Raw genomic sequence first — 19,649 nt, 5'->3', positions numbered from 1 at the left:
ATCAGCCTCTATTTCAGGCAATGTATTATGTTGCGTTGTTTTTGCACTTTATTTGCACATTTAACAAATATTATACATTCAACTTCATTACCGGATATTTCTGATGAGAAAACTTAACGCACCAATTTTAGCACCGCTTGCAGTTTGTATACTTACACTGGGTTTAGCTGCCTGTAACGGTAGCGATACTCAAAGTAGCGTCGTAACTGAAACAACCACCGATGAGGGAACTACAACAGATACTTCAACCGATCTTGTTGTAGAAGTTGACCCTTTTAACTTTGAAAGCGATGCGCTCATTTCATCAATTACCACTCAAACATGTACGCTAAGTAATGGCGATGAAGCTTCATGCTACAAAATTGATATTGCAGGTGCACCTTCAAATTACGAGATTGGTGTATTTTGCCCTAGAAATATCACCTCAACAGCAGACGAAGCCGGTATTTGGTTTGATGGCACCGGTGAGGTTTATGATATAACTGGTGACTTTATTTTAAATCTTCCTACATTATATAACGATAGTCATTGGCAGCTATACGACGAAGGTACAGGCCTTGTAAATGTAACAGACACACAAGAATCGTGTGATGGCGCTGCACGTCCAAACGTAGAAGAACAATACCAAAACCACTGCGTAGAATGCTCTATTGATTATGTTGATGGCGGTATATCAGAATCATTTTTAATACCAATAACGCCCGTTGCAACCACTCAAAACAGCAGTATTGGTAATGCTAATGTAGGTGTTGCTCTCAATGGTGTTGTACTTGCTGCACCCGCTCCTGTTGAGGCTATTTTAGGCGCATACACTATTGCAGCCTTTGATGATTGCGCTGGCCATATTAACTTAGTAGCAGGTTATCACTATCACGGTGAAGCAGGCTGTAGCCAAACACAAATTCAATCAGACGGTCATGCCGCCATGATGGGTTATGCACTCGATGGATTTGGTATATTTGGCATGCTTAACGAAGATGGATTAGAACCCACTGATTTAGACGAATGTAGAGGCCACACCGACGATACACGCGGATACCACTACCATGCAGCCGATGTATCTGAAAACATGTTTATTGGTTGTTTTAAAGGTGCTACCGCAAGATAACTCGCATTCTGGCCAAATAATTAACTGAGATACTAATGAAAATATTTAACGTGATAAAAGCACTAACCACTGGCTTTTTACTTGCTGCCTCATGCTCAGCGCTAAGTCATGCAGGCCACGGCTCAAATGCGCCTTGGGAAGCATGTGAAGCATGTGAAGCAAAAGCCATTAATGAAGATTGCAGCTACACAAGCCATGATAAAAAAGCGACAGGCACATGCCAAGCAATGAACAAAGTACTTATGTGCGTTCGAAATAAACCACTTGAAACATTAATAGACAAAGCAACCCAACCAGCAAGTGATCAAAAGCAATCTGTAAAATCACTCGCTAAACGATAAAGTAACAGCTACACGCCAAAGCCTTAACGCTGTTTGTTAAGGCTTTTTTAATCGCAAATCATTAGAAAGCATATCCTTTATCTGTTAAGTTAACTTTGTGTATCAAATAATAAAAATAAAATTCCAAAAATGGAATTACACAAGCAAGGTACTAACGTGAGCGCCACATTTAAAATTGTTTTTAATGGTCAGTTATATCAAAATACTGATATTACCTCTGCCCAAGAAAAACTTAGCCAACTTCTTAATATTCCTCATAATATAGTTGTTCAGTTATTTGATGGAAAAGCTTACGCTTTAAAAAAAGACTTATCGAGTATTGATGCTGTTAAAATAGAATCCTCACTAAAAAAGCTAGGTTTGATTACTAAAGTAGAACCTCAACTCTCTACTGTAAGCTCTCAGTCTCAAAATAATCAAATAGCACTCACTGAGCACAGTAAAAATACAGATAAACACATTAGTGAAAGCACTAACGGCAAAAATATCTCAATACAAAACGAACGCCTAGATACAGACGAAGCCCCAAATACAGCTGCAGCTATTAAGCAAAGTTATAATAAATATAAACTACTGCGTAACACTTTAAAAAGCGCATTGTACTTTTGCTATTGCGCACTTTGTATTATTACCATAATAGGCGTAGTGATCAGTGTTAATGCACTTAAAAATAACTTTGGCACTCTAAATAATGGAACCACAAATAACACAACTACAAACAGCTTAAGTTACCAAAACTATAAACAATATTTGATTGATCAAAATAGCCTAAATAAACCAACACAAAAAGTAACAAACGAGCAAACAGCTAACCCTACACAGCAAAAAAGTAATGAGTACTTTAGTCGCTTTTCATCGCTAATAAATAGCTACGCGCAAAGTACAGGACAAGCTGATATAAAAGCGATGGGGGGCAATAAATTACAACAGCACCTGCAAGAAATAGATGACCTAGGCCCTAAAAATGAATTTTGGCAGCAACTGATACAACTTTCAAAAAGCTTAGATAACGATAAGCACGCAATAGGGATGCTAAACAATACTGACCCCGCCAAAGTACAATGGATAAACGCGGTAGATTGGATCAGCCAAAGCTATATTAGGCAATATCAAAACTCGCAAACTATAAATAACTCTCCTGTCGCTACCTATGAGCCAAGTAACCCCATACTTAACCTAACGTTGTTAATAAGTATGCTGTCATTATTTAGCCTGCTTGTGATTGCAATAAAAATAAAGCTACGTGCTATAAGACATTCTTAAACTTTATTTTTACTTTATAAATTTCATAAAAAAACCCGCAAATTTGGATTAACAAATTTGCGGGTTTCTTATGGTTTTCGAATAACGAGTTCAAAAACCTTTATTGGTGGAGCTGGGGGGATTTGAACCCCCGTCCGAAAAGCCTCGACCGTCGGTACTACATGTTTAGTATTGTCATTTAATTAACCTTTAAGTCCCGGACAAACACGGTAAATAAAGGCGAGGCCGCTTAGTTTTAACGCTTCAACCCCGGCCAGGGTTTCCGTCGCGATCAGGTGTTAGGGTGACACTCCAAAATCCAGTCCACAAGAATACATGGAAGGAGCGCTAGCCAGCCTAAGCTGCTAGAGAGTAGTTATCGTCGTTTGCGATTACTTTAGGTTGCGGCTGTTTAACGAGGCAAACCGCACCTCGACATGCACCTTGGGCTTCTTGAATTCCGTCGAATCCTAATCAGCCCCTGAATTAGTAACTCAATCCAGAGCGTGCAAACAGTATAACTGAGTAAAGTACTGATACTCAAGGCCTAGTAACGCTTTATTTTAATTGCGTGCACTAACCGAGCATTAAGTAACCAAAATTTAGTTTATGCAAGCCCATCTAAACATTTGCTTAACAATGTGTTTAACCTGTGTTCAAATAAGGAGTTAAGGTTTTTGTCATTTCTAAACCTTTAGTTGTAAAAAAAAATAATAACAGGCATAGAGTAGGGAATTAATAAATGTCGGTTTTTTCATTTGATCAAAATACAGGGTTTGTCTCTTTAGTTAGTCACCCTATTGATAGTGGCTTTCCTGTTACGAGTACTCAGCTTACGCAAATGCTCGAACAATCTGAGTTTAGTGAGTACGAAGCTGTCATTGCCAATATTGGAAAGCTTTTTGCGCCAACTAAAAACTATCAGGAAGTATCACTTGTCGTTGCTAAAGCGGTAGATGCGTCGCTTGTCATTAATATTGATGAAAAAAACATGGTCGCAGAAGCAACATTAACTACCGCTAAAGGTGGTGCGCTTTTGTCTATGGAAGGTGCACAAAAAGCGCTTGCTAATGCAGGTGTTAAAAAAGGAATAAGCCCACGCGCGCTTGATACCTTTTTAGGCCAGCAATTTGAAAAACCAGCAGGAAGCTCTTATAGCGCCATAATTGCACATGGGCGTAATCCTAAAAAAGGCAGCGATGCTAAATTTGTGCGTTTATGCTCAACAGCCCAAGACCGTGTGCTTAGCCCACAAGCTAAAGAAGGCGGTAAGGTTGATATGAAAAATCTTGGCGCTATTATCACCGTAAAACCTGGTACTCCCTTAATGCAGCGTATTGCCGCTACCCCTGGAGAAGATGGCTATACGGTATTTGGCGATTCAATTAGTGCAAAACCAGGTACAGATCACCAACTCCAGCCTTTCGAAGGTACAAAAGTAGATCCTAATAATCCTAATATGCTTATTGCCGACTGCAAAGGTGTGCCCGTTGCCCTAACCCGAGGTATGCGTGTAGATGACGTTTTATGCTTTGATAATGTAGATGTAAGTACAGGCCACGTTGATTTTGATGGTAGCGTAATTATTACTGGCGATATTAAAGACGGCATGCGTGTAAAAGCCAATGGTGATATTACGGTACTGGGTTTTGTAGAATCAGGATCTGTTGAAAGTAAAAGTGCGGTAACCATTATGCTTGGCGCAATTGGTAGAAAACGTGAAGGCGAGGAAGCATTTACATGCTCTATAACCGCTCAACGAACTATTTCTATTGGTTATGCTCAGTACTGCAATATTAAATCAGAACAAGATTTATTTATTGAACGCCAAGCTCTACATTGTGATTTAAGCGCTAGGCGATTAATACGTGTAGGCAAAGCAAATGATCCGCGAGGTAAAATTATTGGCGGTAAAATTTTAGATGCTATGCGCATTGAAACGGGTGAGCTAGGCGCGCCAGCCGGTACTAAAACACGCGTATTTTTAGCACAACTCTGGTTTGAGCTTCGCCAAAAGCAAACACAAATAACCGATTTTGAAAAAGTACTTGCGACTAAAGTAACCGCTTTACAACAGGCTCGTGAAAAAGCGAGTAAAATTGCGGGGGCTGCTCAGCGTCAGCAATTCATGAATAAGATAACTGAAAATGAAAAGCATATAAAAATACGCTCTGCGCATATTCATCGTCAAAAACTACTTATTAAGCAAAAAATAGTGCAATTACTTGCCAGTAGTCGTTTAAAAGTAAATGAATTAATGCACCCTGGTGTGGAGCTTAAAATAGCGAAAGATTCTAAACAATTTTCGCGTATTTACCCGCCCCACCTAGTTAAGCTAACTGAGGGTAAAATTACTCAGACGTTTTAGTTTCTTCGTTATTTTGTGTCTCAGTTTCAACTTCGGCATTAGCGTCGCAATCGTCGGTTGGCGCTAATGGCCAACCACCTAATTGCTGCCAGCGATTTACTATTAAACAATAAAGCTCAGCTGTACGTTCTGTGTCGTAAAGCGCTGAGTGTGCTTGGCTGTTATCAAACTCGATACCTGCCGCTCTACATGCTTTTGCTAATACAGTCTGCCCTAACGCTAAACCCGCTAAAGATGTTGTATCAAAGCTTACAAATGGATGAAATGGCGTACGCTTAATGTTATTACGCTCTATTGCTGCATTTAAAAAGCCATGATCGAATGCGGCATTATGCGCCACAATAACTGAGCGTTGGCACCCAGCGGCCTTTTGCGCTTTGCGTACTACTTTACATATTTCTTTAATTACTTCGTCTTCAGGTACTGCGCCACGTAATGGTGAAAACGGGTCTATACCGTTAAAGTCGATGGCTGCTTGTTCAATATTAGCGCCTTCGAATGGCTGAACATGAAAATGAACAGTATGATCTATGCTGAGCAGTCCTTCGTCATCCATTTTTAAAACAGAAGCTGCTATTTCTAACAAGGCATCTGTCTCTTTGTTAAAACCTGCAGTTTCAACATCAATAACAACAGGAAAAAATCCACGAAAGCGTTTTGCGAAAGGTGTTTGCTCAGTATTTGCCATAGTCTTCTTTGTTTATACGTGTAAGCTGACTATTATGTCAAAATTGATGCCCCCTAGGCTAGGGGATTTAAGTATTTATTGCTTTAAAATTGTAGGCACATAACTTGCTTTAACTTATAAGTTAGTTACGTAGAGAACAAACTAATCATTGCAGTCGTTAATTTGCCAAATTATTGGCATTCCCGGATAGCTGGAGAGCACCATGAAGTATAAGTTGTTATTTATTAGCCTTAGTATAAGTGCAGTGCTTTACAGTACTCACTCGCAAGCTGCTATGCGCCAATATACAGCAACCCAAGACAACTCCAACTGGGAAGTAGTTAAAACAACGCGCTTACAATGCCAATTAAATCATGAGGTTCCTTATTATGGGGAAGCTATTTTTAAAGCTTCAGCAAGTAAAAATAAAAACTTAACGTTTAATTTAGATATGGTTGTACGCCCAGATAACTACGCAATTGCTGGTTTAAAAGCCGTGCCACCGTCTTGGCGTGCAGGCTTACCGGCTCGCGATATTGCAAATATGAAATTACTTAAAAAGTTTGATGGCGAGCTGGGCAATAAAACCGCATGGGAGATGCTTAGCGAGCTTGAAAAAGGCTACTACCCTACTTTTTATTATCAAGACTGGCAAAACAGTGCCGATAAAATTGCCGTTGGTATATCGAGCGTAAACTTTAAACAAGCTTACTGGGCTTTTTTACAATGCCGTGATGAGCTACTCCCTTACAGCTTTGAAGATATTTCGTTTACTGTAATGAACTATCAATCTAACAGCAGTAAATTAACTAAATCGTCGCAACAACGCCTTGATAAGATTGCTGAGTATTTAAAAAATGATGCAAGCATAGAGTCCATTAGTATTGACTCATACACTGATAGCTATGGCGGCCGCTGGAATAACTTAGATTTATCGCGCAAGCGCGCCAAAACTATAAAAGATTATATGGTGAGCTTGGGTGTCGATGAAGCAAAAGTGCAAACCACCGGTTTAGGCGAAAAACGCTTTGTTGATAATAACGATAACATTTTAGGCCGAGACAAAAACCGTCGTTTAATTATTCAAATAGAGAAAATGTAGTAAAACTAATTTGTGTTTACTTTCTTTCGCTTTAAAAACTTATCACCAAATTGGAAAAATGCAGTAAAACTAATTTGCGCTTACTCTCTTTCGCTTTAAAAATTTATCACCAAATTGAAAAATGTAGTAAAACTAATTTGCGCTTACTCTCTTTCGCTTTAAAAATTTATCACCAAATTGGAAAAAGCCCAGACTAATTAAAATAATAACCGCACCAATTATTAGCTCTTGGCTTAATGGCTCATTGTTTAGCCAAGCTCCTAAGCCTAACGCAAAGCTAGGAGTTATGAGCGTAGTAAGTGATACCGTACTCGCATTTAGGTTTTGCAGTACATGAAAATACGCCAAAGCCCCAACTAAAGATCCAAACACACCTAGATAACCAATTGCCCACAATGATTTTGCACTCCAGTTTTGTATATGCAACTGACCATCTAATAACCACCAAGCAATAAAAAAGAGTGGGGTTACAAAAACTAAGGCACCAAATGTTGTCGCCATAGGGTGAATCGCAATTTGTACGCGCTTAATCATCACACCACTTAAGCTAAAAAAGCAAACAGCCATAAACACATAAAGTAACCCGAGCCCTTGAGTTTGCGAGTTTTGTACTTGGTTATAACTAACAAAATATAAGCCGATTAGGGCGCACGCTAACGCCACTAATTTAATCGGGCTAAATTTAGGTTCATTTAGTAATTGCTGAGCAAGCAACCCTGACAAAATAGGTGCAAGGCCAAACATAAGCGAAATAATACCCGAAGGGACTGTTTTAGCTGCCATATAGCTCAGTAACATACCGCCAAAAATACCTATACTCGAATAAAAATAAAGTAAGCACGCATTCTTGCTCCAAGGTACTCTAATGTTTGTTATGGCAACAATTAAACCACCTAAAAACAACCCCACCAGCATACGCATTAATACAGCAAGCGTTGGCGATACTGTTTCACTACTCCACACTATACCCAGTGGTGTAGTGGACCATATAAGAACCATTAAAAAATACGATACTTTTACCGGCACATGCCAATCCTTAGCGTTTTATAACGCAATCCAACGTACATAAAATTATACCCTCACCACCCTATTTTAATACTTTTAAATGCATACAAGTCCTTAATAAATACAGTTGTAAATTGTAAGTTACATTTTAATACAGCTCTTTTATTACAAAACTATTTGAGATTTGAGTAACTAGTTATATCGTGCATGTATATTAATAATAATTAAGGTAATTAAGTGCTTAAAAATAAAACAACTGGAAGCATGTTAATTGTTGCAGGCACAACTATCGGTGCAGGTATGTTGGCACTGCCAATTGCATCTGCCGGGCTTGGGTTTAGCACCGCGCTTGCATTAATAATTGCTAGCTGGTTACTAATGACCTACACCGCACTACTCATGCTAGAGCTACACCAATATGCACCACGCGATGCAACGTTAAATACGTTGGCTAAATTATGGCTTGGAAAGCGCGGACAATACATCGCGAATTTTTCGATGGTTTTTTTATTTTACGCTTTATGCGCTGCTTATATTGCAGGTGGTGGTGCACAACTTCAAGCGCGTATAAATATAGGCTTTGATGTAAATATAGCCCCACAGTTTGGCTCTGTGATCCTCGCTGTTATTATTGCAAGTGTGGTAACGCTGGGCACTAGCAAGGTAGATAAACTAAACAGAGTGTTATTTACAATAAAAATTATTGTATTAGCTAGTTTGTTTTACATGCTAACCCCTTATGTACAAGGTAAGCACTTATTAGAGATGCCTGTAGAGCAAGGATTAATCCTTTCGGCTATACCGGTTATATTTACTTCGTTTGGCTTTCATGGCTCTATTCCTTCTATTGTTAAATATGTTGGTGTAGAAATAAAAGTACTGCGCAAAGTAATGATTGCTGGAGCCGCCCTCCCTTTAGTCATTTATATTTTTTGGCAACTACTTAGCCAAGGTATTATGAGCCAAGCTGACTTACTCAACAGCCAAGGCCTTAGTGGCTTTGTATCAAGCGTGGCAAGTATTGCGCATAACCCAAGTGTGGCAACGGCCGTTAAGTTATTTGCTGATTTAGCACTTGCGACATCATTTTTAGGGGTGAGTTTAGGGTTATTTGATTTTTTTGCTGATACATTTAAAAAAGGTGACAATAAAACGGACCGAATTAAAACGGCCTTGATTACGTTTATCCCGCCGCTTGGCTTTGCATTATTTTATCCTCAAGGCTTTATTATGGCTTTAGGTTACGCTGCAATAGCACTTGTCGTACTTGCAATATTTTTGCCTGTAGCAATGGTTTATAAACAGCGTACAACATCAAGTAAAACAGGCTACAAAGTTAAAAGTGGGAATGTTGGGCTTGGCATAGCAGCTATATGTGGCATAACGATTATTGCTGCGCAGTTTATGCAAATGGCGGGGCTAATTCCTGCTATCGGTTAAAGCTTTTTGTTTTAATTTAGATAATAAAAAACCGCACATCATTAGATGTGCAGTTTTTTATATTAACTGCGTTTATTTACAAACGTCAGCTACAGCATTTGAAAAGTATTCAATATTTGACTGGCTAACACCTGCAACATTTACGCGGCTAGAACCTACAATGTAAATACCATATTCTTTTTGTAGGCGAGCAATTTGCTCTTTATTAATACCTAAGAAAGAAAACATACCGTTTTGGCGTTCAATAAATGAGAAGTCTTGCGCAATATCTTTAGTTGCTAAGCTTTCTTTAATTAAGCTACGTAAGCCATTTATGCGGCTACGCATTTCATCAAGCTCAGAGTGCCATAATTGTGTAAGCTCTGTACTGCTTAAAATAGTATTAACAATATCAGCACCATGCGCTGGCGGCATTGAGTAAATACTACGTACAACGCTTAGCATTACAGAGTTTGAAATATCTGCTGTTGCGCTATCTTTTGCAATTAGTGAACATGCACCAATACGCTCGCGGTATAAGCCAAAGTTTTTAGAACATGAAGAACAAATAATTAGCTCTTCTACTGCATCAGCTAAAATACGTAAGCCACGTGCATCTTCTTCAAGTGAAGCTCCAAAGCCTTGGTATGCAATATCAACAAGTGGTGTAAAGCCAACTTCTTTTGCAAGTTCGGCAACTGTGTTCCACTGTGTTTCGTTTAAGTCCATACCGCTTGGGTTATGACAACATGCATGCACTAAAACCACATCACCTTTAGGCACTTGTTTAAGTGTGTTGATCATTTCATCAAACAGTAAGTCTTTATTTTCGTAATCGTAATACGGGTATTCTTTTACTGTTAAGCCTGCAGCTTCAAACAAGCTAATATGGTTTGCCCATGTTGGATTAGTTACCCATACTGTTGCATCTGCATTGCAACGCTTAATAAATTCAGCTGCAACGCGAAGTGCACCCGTACCACCTGGTGCTTGCGCAGTACGTACGCGATTTGCTAGCAATGCTTGATGTTCGCCTAGTAGTAACTGCTCCATCTTTTGGCAGTAATCTAAGTTACCCGCTAAACCAATGTAAGATTTGCTCATTTCGTTTTCAAGACGAAACGCTTCAGCTTTTTTAACCGCTTTAAGAACCGGTGTATTGCCTTGCTCATCTTTGTAGACACCTACACCTAAATCAATTTTATTAGGGTTTGTATCTTGTTTATAGGCCGCCATAAGGCCAAGAATAGGATCTGTTGGTAATGGTTTTAATACTGAGAACATTGGCTATCTCTTATCGTTATTTAGGGGTTAGCTGTTAAGCTAAGCTTAACATAAAAGCACATCATGTTGACTAGCGTTATTTACACTAGAAAGTGAGGAATTTTAATACAACATGCAATTAAAACGGCAAGCGTCTTTTCATCAAAAAAATCATTTTTAAAAGCTTCAGCATCTACAATACCAACACATTCATTTTGTGTATTAAATAAAGGTAAGCAGGTTTCTGATTTAACTTTAGGATCGCATGTGTAGTATTCACCACCTTGTGATAAGTACTCTTCAACGTTATTAATAATACGGCCCTTGTGAGATAGCGCAACCTGCACGTTATTACTACCTGCCGCAAATGCTTGCGTTAAAGGGAACAACGGACGACTAGGCACACCATGATAAGCCAATTTTAATAGTTGCTTACCTTCACTAGTATTAGTTGATTGATAAATACCATACCAATCAACACTTGTTTGGTGCTCAATGTAGCTCACAATACTTTGTAAATTAGCTAGCTTGAACTGGGTTTGCTCATCATTTTCAAGATAATCAGTTAATTTGAATGGCTCATCTTGTAGGTAACCAAATAAACTACACGCACCGCCCTCGCCAAGCTCAGGTATTTGATACTCCCAACATACATCAGGCAAAGCTGTGTTTGCTAAATGTAGCTCAAGCTTTTCAAGCTCTGTTGAAATCAAAGCTGGATTAGCACTTAGTTGTGCTTTTTTTAGGTAAGAAGAAATCATTTGGCCATCCATACATCTAAAGTTTCGAGAATAATAGCATGGATATTTTTGCAGAGCTAGCTCAACTTGTAGCACATTTCAACTTGGTTACCGCTGGCGTTATAAGTTACCTTTTCGGCTATTTCTTCTAGTAAAGACACCCCTCTACCAAATTCATTATTAAACTTTGCCAACTCATCGTGCTTACTACTAAACCCTCGGCCTGAGTCACAAATAATGAAATATAAACTGAGCGTGTCGGGGCAATAGCGCATATCAATAATAATCATCGCATCTGTAAGTTTAGCAAGAGCTGCCTCTCTTAATTCATAATATCGAAAAAAGCCGTCTTCTTGTTTTTTAATCTCTGAGTTAAGCCCTAGTACACCATGATCAAGCGCATTGTTATAAGCCTCAGACAACAGTAAAAATATATTAGAACGATGGGCATTTAGCCCCCCAACACTGCTTAAAATATTAACAACGTCGTAAACGGGGTCTGTTTTTTTTATTTGTTCTGAGTTTAAACTTAAAGATAAATTAAACGCTAAAGTAGAGAATGCTTCTCGCTCTTGCTCCTCAGGAACTAAAGGCAGGCAGTTTAGTAAAACAATGCTTAAATCATCTTGCTGTTTAGTGCCATCTGCAAACTTAGTAACGTCACCCACTATATCTTCGCTACTAATCATCGATTTACTTTTTAAGGTTTGTAAAAAACGCTCTTCCCCAAAAAATGTATCTTCTTTGTTTGCTGTTTCTATAATACCGTCGGTTGCTAATACTAGGCGTGTATTACTATTTGTTTCAAAGTGAATAACTTCATATTCAAATTCTTGGTCGTCTAAAATCCCCAGCGCCATATGTTGCGACTCTAATGTTTGTTTTACATTACCGTCTTTATCTATTAGGTACGCATCTGGCAGGCCGCCCATCCATGCAGAAATACTTTTACCGGATGCACTAAGCTCGATAATGGTTGCAGCACAAAACATGTGTCCAGGTAGGAGATTGTAAAGCAGTGTATTTAGCTCACAGGCAATGTCATTAATCGCCATGCCTTTTTGTACCATAGTATAAAAAACACGAGAGATAGGTAATGCACCAATAGCTGCCGCTAAGCCGTGTCCTGTAAAGTCTCCCAACATGCAATACAGATTGCCTATTGGACTTTGCGCCACTAAAAACATATCGCCGTTAAACATAGACGCCGGCGATAAATTAAAATCGAGGTACTCTTTAAACTTGCCTTGATTCTCTAATGAGTTATTAAAAATATGCTCAATTATTTCGTGTTCACGTTCAATTTGATTGTGATGATATTCAAGCAGCTTTTTTTGTTGATTTGATTTTTTACTCAACTCTCTGGTGCGGCTATGTGCTTTAATTTTTGCATGCAAAATAACTTTGTCAAATGGTTTATGAATAAAGTCATCGCCACCTACCGCAAGGCAGCGCTCAAAACTTGCTTGATCTTCTAAGGAAGTTATAAAAATAATCGGTAAGTAAACTTCACTATACTGCTGTTTTATTTTTTCAGCGGTTTCAAAACCATCCATTACGGGCATTAAAACATCAAGTAGAACAATGTCTATTTGCTCTCTTTTAAGTACATTAAGTGCATCTAGCCCATTGTAAGCCACTGAAATTTTGTAACCTTCCTGCTCAAGCATTTTACTTAGTAAAATGCGATTGAGCGCCTGATCGTCAACAATCAACACATGTATCATTAGCTAATATCAAACTTTTTATCAAAACGTGAAATTTGTAGGATTTTTCTAAGCTGAGGCTGGCAATTACTTATTTCGATGGTTTTTACTTGGCTATCAATGGTTTTTTTCATGTTAAGTAACATGCCAAGTGCTGAACTATCCATATAATCAGTCTCTCTTAAATCGATAATAACCTTTACTGTTTTTTCGCTCATTTGAGCATAAGCTTGGCGAAAAGATTGCACTAAATTAAAATCAAACTTACCTTTAATTTGTATTGTTAATGTAGTGCCATCGACTGATTCATTCTTAGTTAAACTCATAGTAAACTCCAATAATATTTCCTTTGAACTAAATATAACCTGTTAAAAGTATTTAGCAAAAAGAAAAACACACAACTTCAAATTTGCTATCATTTACACCAGTATTTAATTCATTTTTATCCACAAAGGTAAGGTATGAGTGATAGTCACTTAGTATATTCAACTAGTACGGGTCGCATTGACCAGCCGAAACCAGAAAAAGAGTTGCACGCTAAACTTTTTAAAGATGGTTTTATTCGCATTGAGCGTCAAACAAAAGGGCGTAAAGGCAAAGGCGTAATGCTAGTTGTTGGCATTGATCCAAAAGATCATGATTTAAAAAAGTTAGCTAAAACTATAAAAAGCAAAATGGGCCAAGGCGGCGCAGTAAAAGAAGGCATTATTGAAGTACAAGGTGATGACCGAGATAAACTAAAAGGCATTTTAGAAGCGTTAAAATTTAAAGTTAAAATTGCGGGTGGTTAACCCGCAATTTTATTAACTAGTTACTTCGCTATTTGCGAGTTCATTTAACCTTTCATACAAATTCGGTAGTTCGTGCTCAGCAATTGGCTTACTAAAATAATAGCCTTGCACAATGAAGCAATTATTATTTTGTAAAAACTGCATCTGCTCTATTGTCTCAACCCCTTCTGCTACCACGTCTAGCTTTAACTTTTGCGCCATGGCAATAATAGCTGCAGTGATTTCCATATCATTTGTATCCTCTGGGATATCTTTTACAAATGAACGGTCAATTTTCAATATATCAACCGGGAATCGTTTTAAGTAACTGAGCGATGAATAACCTGTACCAAAGTCATCAATAGAAATAGATATACCTAATGCTTTAAGCTCGTGCAATTGTGTAATGGCTGCCTCTACATTACCCATTAGCATGCTTTCGGTCAGCTCTAAATGAAGGCGCTTTGCTGAAACACCCGACTTAACTATCATTTTGCTCAGTGTTGTAACTAAGCTAGAGTCTTTAAACTGGCGGGCCGATAAGTTTATCGATATATTATTTTCTAGACCTTGTTCTGCCAATCTTACGGCAAAATCACAAGACTCTTGAAGCACCCATTCACCTAATTCAACTATAAGGCCTGTCGCTTCTGCAATAGGAATAAATTTATCTGGAGGGATTGCGCCTTCAGTTGGGTGGAACCATCTTAATAACGCTTCATAACCAACGACCTGATGAGTACGGCTATCAACTTGAGGTTGGTAGTAAACTACAAATTGCTTTTCTTTGAGCCCTATACGTAACTCATTTTCAATAAATAAACGCTCATTTGCGGCCGCATTTAATTCTTGGCTATAAAAGTGGAAGGTATTACGTCCTTTTGCTTTTGCCTCATACATTGCCAAATCAGCATGTTTGAGTAACTGATCTTCCTCTAAGCTATCGTAAGGAGCCATAGTTATACCAATACTCGCGCTCACAATAACTTCATTGCTACCTAGTTTTATAGGCACATTCAGTGTTTTTTGAATTGTATTGGCAACATCAGCCGCGTGAGCTTGGCTTTCTATACCACTGAGCAACACTGCAAATTCATCACCACCTAAGCGCGCTATGGTGTCCTCGGCTCGTAAACGTTTTTTAAGTCTGTTTGCCACTTCAATTAATAATTGATCGCCAGCATCGTGCCCTAATGTGTCGTTAATACGCTTAAATTCGTCTAAATCAAAGTAAAACAAAGCAAATGCATAATGTCCGCGCTCTGCTAATGCCATTGATTTACGCAATTGCATTCTAAAAAATGTTCTGTTGGCAAGTCCCGTAAGGGTGTCAAAGTAAGCCAATTGTTCCATTTTACGCTGGCTTTCTTTTACAAACGAAATATCTTGTGCTGATGCTACATAACTGGTTATTTCACCGCCCTCTTCACGAATTGGCGAAACACTTAAAGACACCCAAATTGGCTCTTTGTTTAAACCAGCTATTAATGTGTCCCCGCGCCAGTAATTACGGCTGCGTAAATCTATGTCTATATCTTCAATTAAAATAGACATTTCTGAGGCAATAATATTAAGTAATGGTGCTCTATTAAAATGGCTTTCTGGATAGCCTGTCATTTCGAGCATTTTGGGGTTTACGTACTCAATGACAAAATTTTCATCGGTGATCACAACCCCGGTGCCCGAGAACGCGACCGCTTTAGATAAACGATTAGCTGCTTTCTCAGCAATTTCTTTTTCTGTAATTCTTTGGTTTAAACCATCAATAAGCTTGCGGATTTCTACCGTCATGTCTCTAAATGAGCCATTAAGGGTACCAATCTCATCTTTGTTTTCTGGCGGAAACTCTGTTGTTAGCTGACCTTTACCAAAGCTTGTTACTGCATAAACTAAAGTATGTAAACGGCGAAGCACTAGTTGATAAAGCGCCTGATGCAGCAATAAGGCAACTAATATTGCGTATAAAATAAAGAGTCCAAAAAACTTCAGTTTTAAATCTTGTAACGCAGATAACGTTGATGAACGTTTTTTATAAACCCCTATGTACCAATCTAAATCATCAATTTTACGGATATTAATAATGTGAGCTTCATCATTTTGTTCAAATGAATTGGCGTATTCTGGTAACTTCACCGCAATTGCATCGTCAATAATTGACTGCAGTTCTGGGTTTACAAATTCGTTAGTAGCGAGTGCTTTATTGTCACTACCGTAGTCAGCTAATAATGCGGGGTTTAGATTGGGATGGGCTAACAATTGCCCTTTACTATCAAATACAAGTAAGTGTTTTTCTTTATCGCCAACAGGTAAAAATGAAATAAGTTTGTTAAGGGAAATATCGCTTCCCGTTACACCTAAAAACTCGTTATCAACATACACCGGCACTAGTAAGCTAATAACCCACTTTCGCCATACTGTATCGTAATAAACTTTTGACCATGCAGGCTCTCGCTCTGACCCCAACATACTTTTAATATATTTATACGTTGTTCCTTGCGTAACTCTAAACTCGGCTGGTGCATTTAATGCCCAGTTTGGAGGAGAAACACGAATGAAATCGTCATCGGTAATTAAATAAAAGTTAAAAAAGTCGTGTACCAGAGTCGGAGAAATTATACGCCATAACATTTCAGAATCATTAAATAGGCGTTTATAAAAGGGAGAGTAATTTTGCTGTGGTAAAAATGCTGCTGACAATCCATCAGCCGAGGCACTTCGAATGGTACCATCGCTATTAAACTGTAACTGTGATTTATTACCTAAATTAATTGGTGAATTAGATTGAAAAAGCTGCTCTGTTACTACGTTATTAGCTTGCTGAGCAATATTTATTTTTGTTTTAATACGCTCATTAAACTGCTTCACTAATAAATCTGTAGAGCTTTTTAACACCTCATGTTCTTCAAAAACAAGTTGTTTCTCTTCAGATTTAAGCATTAAGGCAGCCGCACATACCCCTGCTATTAAACAAATAGCAGATATAAGCAGTGAAAGTTTTACACTTAAAGAATTCAATCCAAAACGAGATGGAGGCCGTCTGTAAACCACGGGTCAACCTTAATTATTAATAATTGTTATTATTTGAACCAGTTAACGAAATATACCAGATCCGCATTCATATTTATAAATTATTTGTAAAGTTTCTATAATAACCACCTAAGGTAAATAAATAGTACCCTAAGCTTATTTAGATCTTTATTGACATTGTTGGCAACTCTCCATACATTAACCGTATGAACATATTTATCTCTCGCACTTTTTTTTCGTTTTTTAGCTTCTTTATATAGAAGAGGCTTCCCTGTTTGTGAGATAAAATCAATCGAATAGTAAAGCCTCCCAACCGGGAGGCTTTTTTGTTTTTGCTGTGTAATAACAGCCTACTTTTGGAATGAGGATACCAAAATGACAAATGATGTATTAAATGCTCTAAGACACGATATAAATGAAATAGACTCCGACTTACTCGTGTTATTAGCTAAACGCCGTCGCATTAGCCACGGTGTGGTTGAATATAAAATCGCCAACAACAAGCCAATTCGCGATGAAGCACGTGAACTCGCGCTTCTAGAAAAATTAATTGGTTATGGTAAGTCACTGGGTTTAGATGCTTACTACGTAAATAATGTGTTTCAAACTATTTTGGAAGATTCAGTTTTACACCAACAAGCAATGTTACAAAAAAACCTTAATCCAGACGCACTGAGTGAAACACACCGTGTAACTTACTTAGGTGGTCAAGGTTCTTATAGCCAGCTTGCATGTCATAAATACTTTAGCCGCCGCCCTGGTAAATTAATTGAAATTGGCTGTACATCGTTTGACGAAATAACAGGTAAAGTAGAAAACGGCCAAGCTGATTTTGGTTTATTACCGATTGAAAACACAAGCTCTGGTAGCATTAACGAAGTATTTGACTTATTACAGCACGCACAAGTCTCTATTGTTGGAGAAGTCACTCACAGTGTAGAGCATTGCTTACTCGCAAACCCTGATACTGAACTTAGCCAACTAACAAAAGTATTTGCACATCCACAACCATTTGCACAGTGCAGCCGTTTTTTGCAAGGCTTGGGTGATTTGCAACACGAAACTTGTGACTCTACATCAAGCGCATTACAATCAGCTCTGAACACACCAAATAGTGCTGCAATTGGCTCTGCACAAGCAGGAAAAAATGTCGGCCTTGAGGTTATTAAATCAAACCTAGCTAATCAAAGCGAAAACCATAGCCGCTTTATTGTTGTTGCGCGTAAACCTCTGCAAGTGTCTAACCAAATTCCAACTAAAACTAGTTTAATCATGTCCACAAAACAGCAAGCGGGCTCACTAGCCGATGCGTTGATGATTTTTAAACAGCATAAGATTAATTTAGTAAAACTTGAGTCGCGCCCAACTCCGGGCAATCCGTGGGAAGAAGTATTTTATGTGGATCTTGAAGCAAACTTAGCTGATAGCCAAGTAAAAGAAGCGCTAGAAGAACTTAAAGAACACACCCAATATGTGCGTATTTTAGGCTGCTATCAAAGCGAGTCATTACAGGCTGTAAGCGTTAATACCTAATACACACTTTCATAACTAAAAAGGGCCGATATCGGCCCTTTTTAGCAAAAAGTGACAAGTATTAGTCTAAAACTTTTGAATCATTCGCTTTATTTAATAAGCTTCGGCTTTGTGTTAAAAAGTGCTCTGTTGAGTCAGAAAAGTAAACTTTCGCCTGTGCAAAAGAATCAATAAGCGCTGCTTTATCTCCTGCTTTTAATTTTTCCAATGTACTTGCAAAAGTGTCTTGGTACTGTGCGAGTAGGCTCTCTACATCATCGAATTGCGCTAACATAATATCTGAGTACAACTCCGGCGACTGCGCAAATAAACGCCCTACCATCATCAGCTCTAATTGATATATAGGTGATGAGCAACTACGTAACTCTTCTAGTGTATGACTTTGTTTTGCTAAAAACTGTCCGTACACAAATGTTGTTAAATGGCGCATTACCTGAATAATTTGCATTGCTTCGTCGTGTTTTTTAGCATCAAGCTCAACAAGCTGACAACCCCATACTTGTAACTGCTGTAACAAGCCTTTTGCCGCTTGGTGCTCTCGCCCTTCACATACAACGACTGTTTGTTTTACCCAGTGTGATATGTCAGGGCCAAACATAGGATGCAAACCAACCACAGGGCCACTGTGCGCAGCTTTTAGTGCTTTAATAGGCGATTGCTTTACCGATGTAATATCAACTAGTAAACAGTCATCATCTAGTTTAGGTAACTTAGCAACTACTTCGTCCAATGCATTAATTGGTACGCTAATCATTACTAGCTTGGCACCTTTTAAAATATTTTGCGCATCGTTTTGCTGATCTTTATCTAAAACTTTAACTTCGTAACCTGAGCGAATAAACTGCTGAGCAAATAGCTGCCCCATAGCACCTTGGCCACCTACAATAACAATTGGCGAAAGTTCTGGCGCTGCACATGCAAGTTTTGCTTGTTGGTTTTGATAGGCTTCTCGCATCATGCGTCTTAGTATATCTTCAACGAGATCGGGGCTTACATTTTGATTTATTGCTTCTTGTCTTCTTGCCGCTAATAGCTCTGCTTCACGATTAGGAGCATGTAAAGGCGCGCCTGTTTGTTGTTTTATCTCACCAATTTTTTGCGTAATACCATTACGTTTAGCAAGTAAGGCAACAAGCTGTGCGTCGCATTCATCTATACCTTCTCTCAGCTGTGCTAAATCACTTATGTCAGCCACGTTCATACCACCTTAAAAAACAAATAACGTAAATATAAATTTACATAAAAGTAAACTAATCAATACGATAAATACTAACAGGATCAGCTAACTGATAAAAGGCTAAAGCTTAAATTTTACTTATGAGGAAATAAGAATTGAGAATGGAGAATTGAGAATTGAG

16 protein-coding genes, 1 other RNA gene and 1 other annotated feature are annotated in these 19,649 nt (G+C 38.4%); of the genes, 8 read left to right on the top strand and 9 right to left on the bottom strand.

Features of this window, described 5'->3' with window-relative positions; genetic code table 11:
- Positions 1 to 103: 103 nt before the first annotated feature.
- From H5122_RS00085 to H5122_RS00075, 3 genes are all read left to right on the top strand, one after another.
- Positions 104 to 1,108 carry a YHYH protein gene (locus H5122_RS00085; protein WP_182682010.1) on the top strand — a complete coding sequence of 335 codons (1,005 nt, stop codon included), beginning with the start codon at positions 104 to 106 and terminating at the stop codon, positions 1,106 to 1,108.
- A 35-nt stretch (positions 1,109 to 1,143) separates the two neighbouring features.
- Positions 1,144 to 1,449 carry a hypothetical protein gene (locus tag H5122_RS00080; RefSeq protein ID WP_182682009.1) on the top strand — a complete coding sequence of 102 codons (306 nt, stop codon included), beginning with the start codon at positions 1,144 to 1,146 and terminating at the stop codon, positions 1,447 to 1,449.
- A 156-nt stretch (positions 1,450 to 1,605) separates the two neighbouring features.
- Entirely contained in the window at positions 1,606 to 2,712 is a 1,107-nt protein-coding gene (locus H5122_RS00075) for a hypothetical protein (protein WP_310736073.1), read from the top strand.
- A gap of 104 nt (positions 2,713 to 2,816) precedes the next feature.
- On the opposite strand, the gene ssrA is transcribed toward H5122_RS00075, so the two are convergent.
- Positions 2,817 to 3,173, bottom strand: a transfer-messenger RNA (tmRNA) gene (gene ssrA, locus H5122_RS00070).
- A 260-nt stretch (positions 3,174 to 3,433) separates the two neighbouring features.
- On the opposite strand from ssrA, the gene H5122_RS00065 reads away from it, so the two are divergent.
- Positions 3,434 to 5,059, top strand: a complete 1,626-nt coding sequence (locus H5122_RS00065; RefSeq protein WP_182682007.1) for a DUF342 domain-containing protein — start codon at positions 3,434 to 3,436, stop codon at positions 5,057 to 5,059.
- Here H5122_RS00065 and rnt read toward each other — a convergent pair.
- A complete protein-coding gene (gene rnt / locus H5122_RS00060) occupies positions 5,043 to 5,747 on the bottom strand; it encodes a ribonuclease T (RefSeq protein ID WP_165744211.1) in 705 nt (234 codons plus the stop codon). The two genes, H5122_RS00065 and rnt, sit on opposite strands and share 17 nt — an antisense overlap.
- 202 nt (positions 5,748 to 5,949) lie before the next feature.
- Between rnt and H5122_RS00055 the strand changes: the two genes are divergently transcribed.
- Positions 5,950 to 6,828 (top strand): OmpA family protein, encoded by an 879-nt coding sequence (locus H5122_RS00055; protein ID WP_002961265.1) that lies wholly within the window; start codon positions 5,950 to 5,952, stop codon positions 6,826 to 6,828.
- Between the two features lie 132 nt (positions 6,829 to 6,960).
- On the opposite strand, the gene H5122_RS00050 is transcribed toward H5122_RS00055, so the two are convergent.
- On the bottom strand, positions 6,961 to 7,854 hold the full coding sequence (locus tag H5122_RS00050) for a DMT family transporter (RefSeq protein WP_138489441.1): 894 nt from the start codon (positions 7,852 to 7,854) through the stop codon (positions 6,961 to 6,963).
- 216 nt (positions 7,855 to 8,070) lie between these two features.
- Here H5122_RS00050 and H5122_RS00045 point away from each other — a divergent pair, with 216 nt between their 5' ends.
- A complete protein-coding gene (locus tag H5122_RS00045) occupies positions 8,071 to 9,273 on the top strand; it encodes an aromatic amino acid transport family protein (protein WP_007581988.1) in 1,203 nt (400 codons plus the stop codon).
- Positions 9,274 to 9,345: 72 nt separating this feature from the next.
- Here H5122_RS00045 and H5122_RS00040 read toward each other — a convergent pair whose 3' ends face one another.
- From H5122_RS00040 to H5122_RS00025, 4 genes are all read right to left on the bottom strand, one after another.
- Positions 9,346 to 10,536, bottom strand: a complete 1,191-nt coding sequence (locus H5122_RS00040) for an amino acid aminotransferase (protein ID WP_002962951.1) — start codon at positions 10,534 to 10,536, stop codon at positions 9,346 to 9,348.
- 80 nt (positions 10,537 to 10,616) lie between these two features.
- Positions 10,617 to 11,276 (bottom strand): GAF domain-containing protein, encoded by a 660-nt coding sequence (locus H5122_RS00035; RefSeq protein ID WP_182671246.1) that lies wholly within the window; start codon positions 11,274 to 11,276, stop codon positions 10,617 to 10,619.
- A gap of 56 nt (positions 11,277 to 11,332) precedes the next feature.
- Entirely contained in the window at positions 11,333 to 12,982 is a 1,650-nt protein-coding gene (locus H5122_RS00030) for a fused response regulator/phosphatase (RefSeq protein WP_182682006.1), read from the bottom strand.
- A complete protein-coding gene (locus H5122_RS00025; protein ID WP_002962948.1) occupies positions 12,982 to 13,287 on the bottom strand; it encodes an STAS domain-containing protein in 306 nt (101 codons plus the stop codon). Before H5122_RS00025 ends, H5122_RS00030 begins: the two co-directional genes overlap by 1 nt.
- A 135-nt stretch (positions 13,288 to 13,422) precedes the next feature.
- Here H5122_RS00025 and H5122_RS00020 point away from each other — a divergent pair, with 135 nt between their 5' ends.
- Entirely contained in the window at positions 13,423 to 13,752 is a 330-nt protein-coding gene (locus tag H5122_RS00020; protein ID WP_002962947.1) for a translation initiation factor, read from the top strand.
- A gap of 12 nt (positions 13,753 to 13,764) precedes the next feature.
- On the opposite strand, the gene H5122_RS00015 is transcribed toward H5122_RS00020, so the two are convergent.
- Positions 13,765 to 16,779 (bottom strand): EAL domain-containing protein, encoded by a 3,015-nt coding sequence (locus H5122_RS00015; RefSeq protein ID WP_182682005.1) that lies wholly within the window; start codon positions 16,777 to 16,779, stop codon positions 13,765 to 13,767.
- Between the two features lie 192 nt (positions 16,780 to 16,971).
- Positions 16,972 to 17,089: a sequence feature (Phe leader region), on the top strand.
- A gap of 44 nt (positions 17,090 to 17,133) precedes the next feature.
- On the opposite strand from H5122_RS00015, the gene H5122_RS00010 reads away from it, so the two are divergent.
- Positions 17,134 to 18,291 carry a chorismate mutase gene (locus tag H5122_RS00010; protein WP_002962945.1) on the top strand — a complete coding sequence of 386 codons (1,158 nt, stop codon included), beginning with the start codon at positions 17,134 to 17,136 and terminating at the stop codon, positions 18,289 to 18,291.
- A gap of 61 nt (positions 18,292 to 18,352) precedes the next feature.
- On the opposite strand, the gene tyrA is transcribed toward H5122_RS00010, so the two are convergent.
- Complete coding sequence (tyrA, locus tag H5122_RS00005; RefSeq protein WP_182682004.1) at positions 18,353 to 19,486, bottom strand: bifunctional chorismate mutase/prephenate dehydrogenase; 1,134 nt, start codon at positions 19,484 to 19,486, stop codon at positions 18,353 to 18,355.
- Positions 19,487 to 19,649 lie beyond the last annotated feature (163 nt).

The organism is Pseudoalteromonas sp. SG43-8, assembly GCF_014164245.1.
GTDB lineage: Bacteria > Pseudomonadota > Gammaproteobacteria > Enterobacterales > Alteromonadaceae > Pseudoalteromonas > Pseudoalteromonas distincta.
The sequence above is the reverse complement of the archived record's forward strand: the minus strand, read 5'-3'. Positions and strand labels throughout refer to the sequence as shown.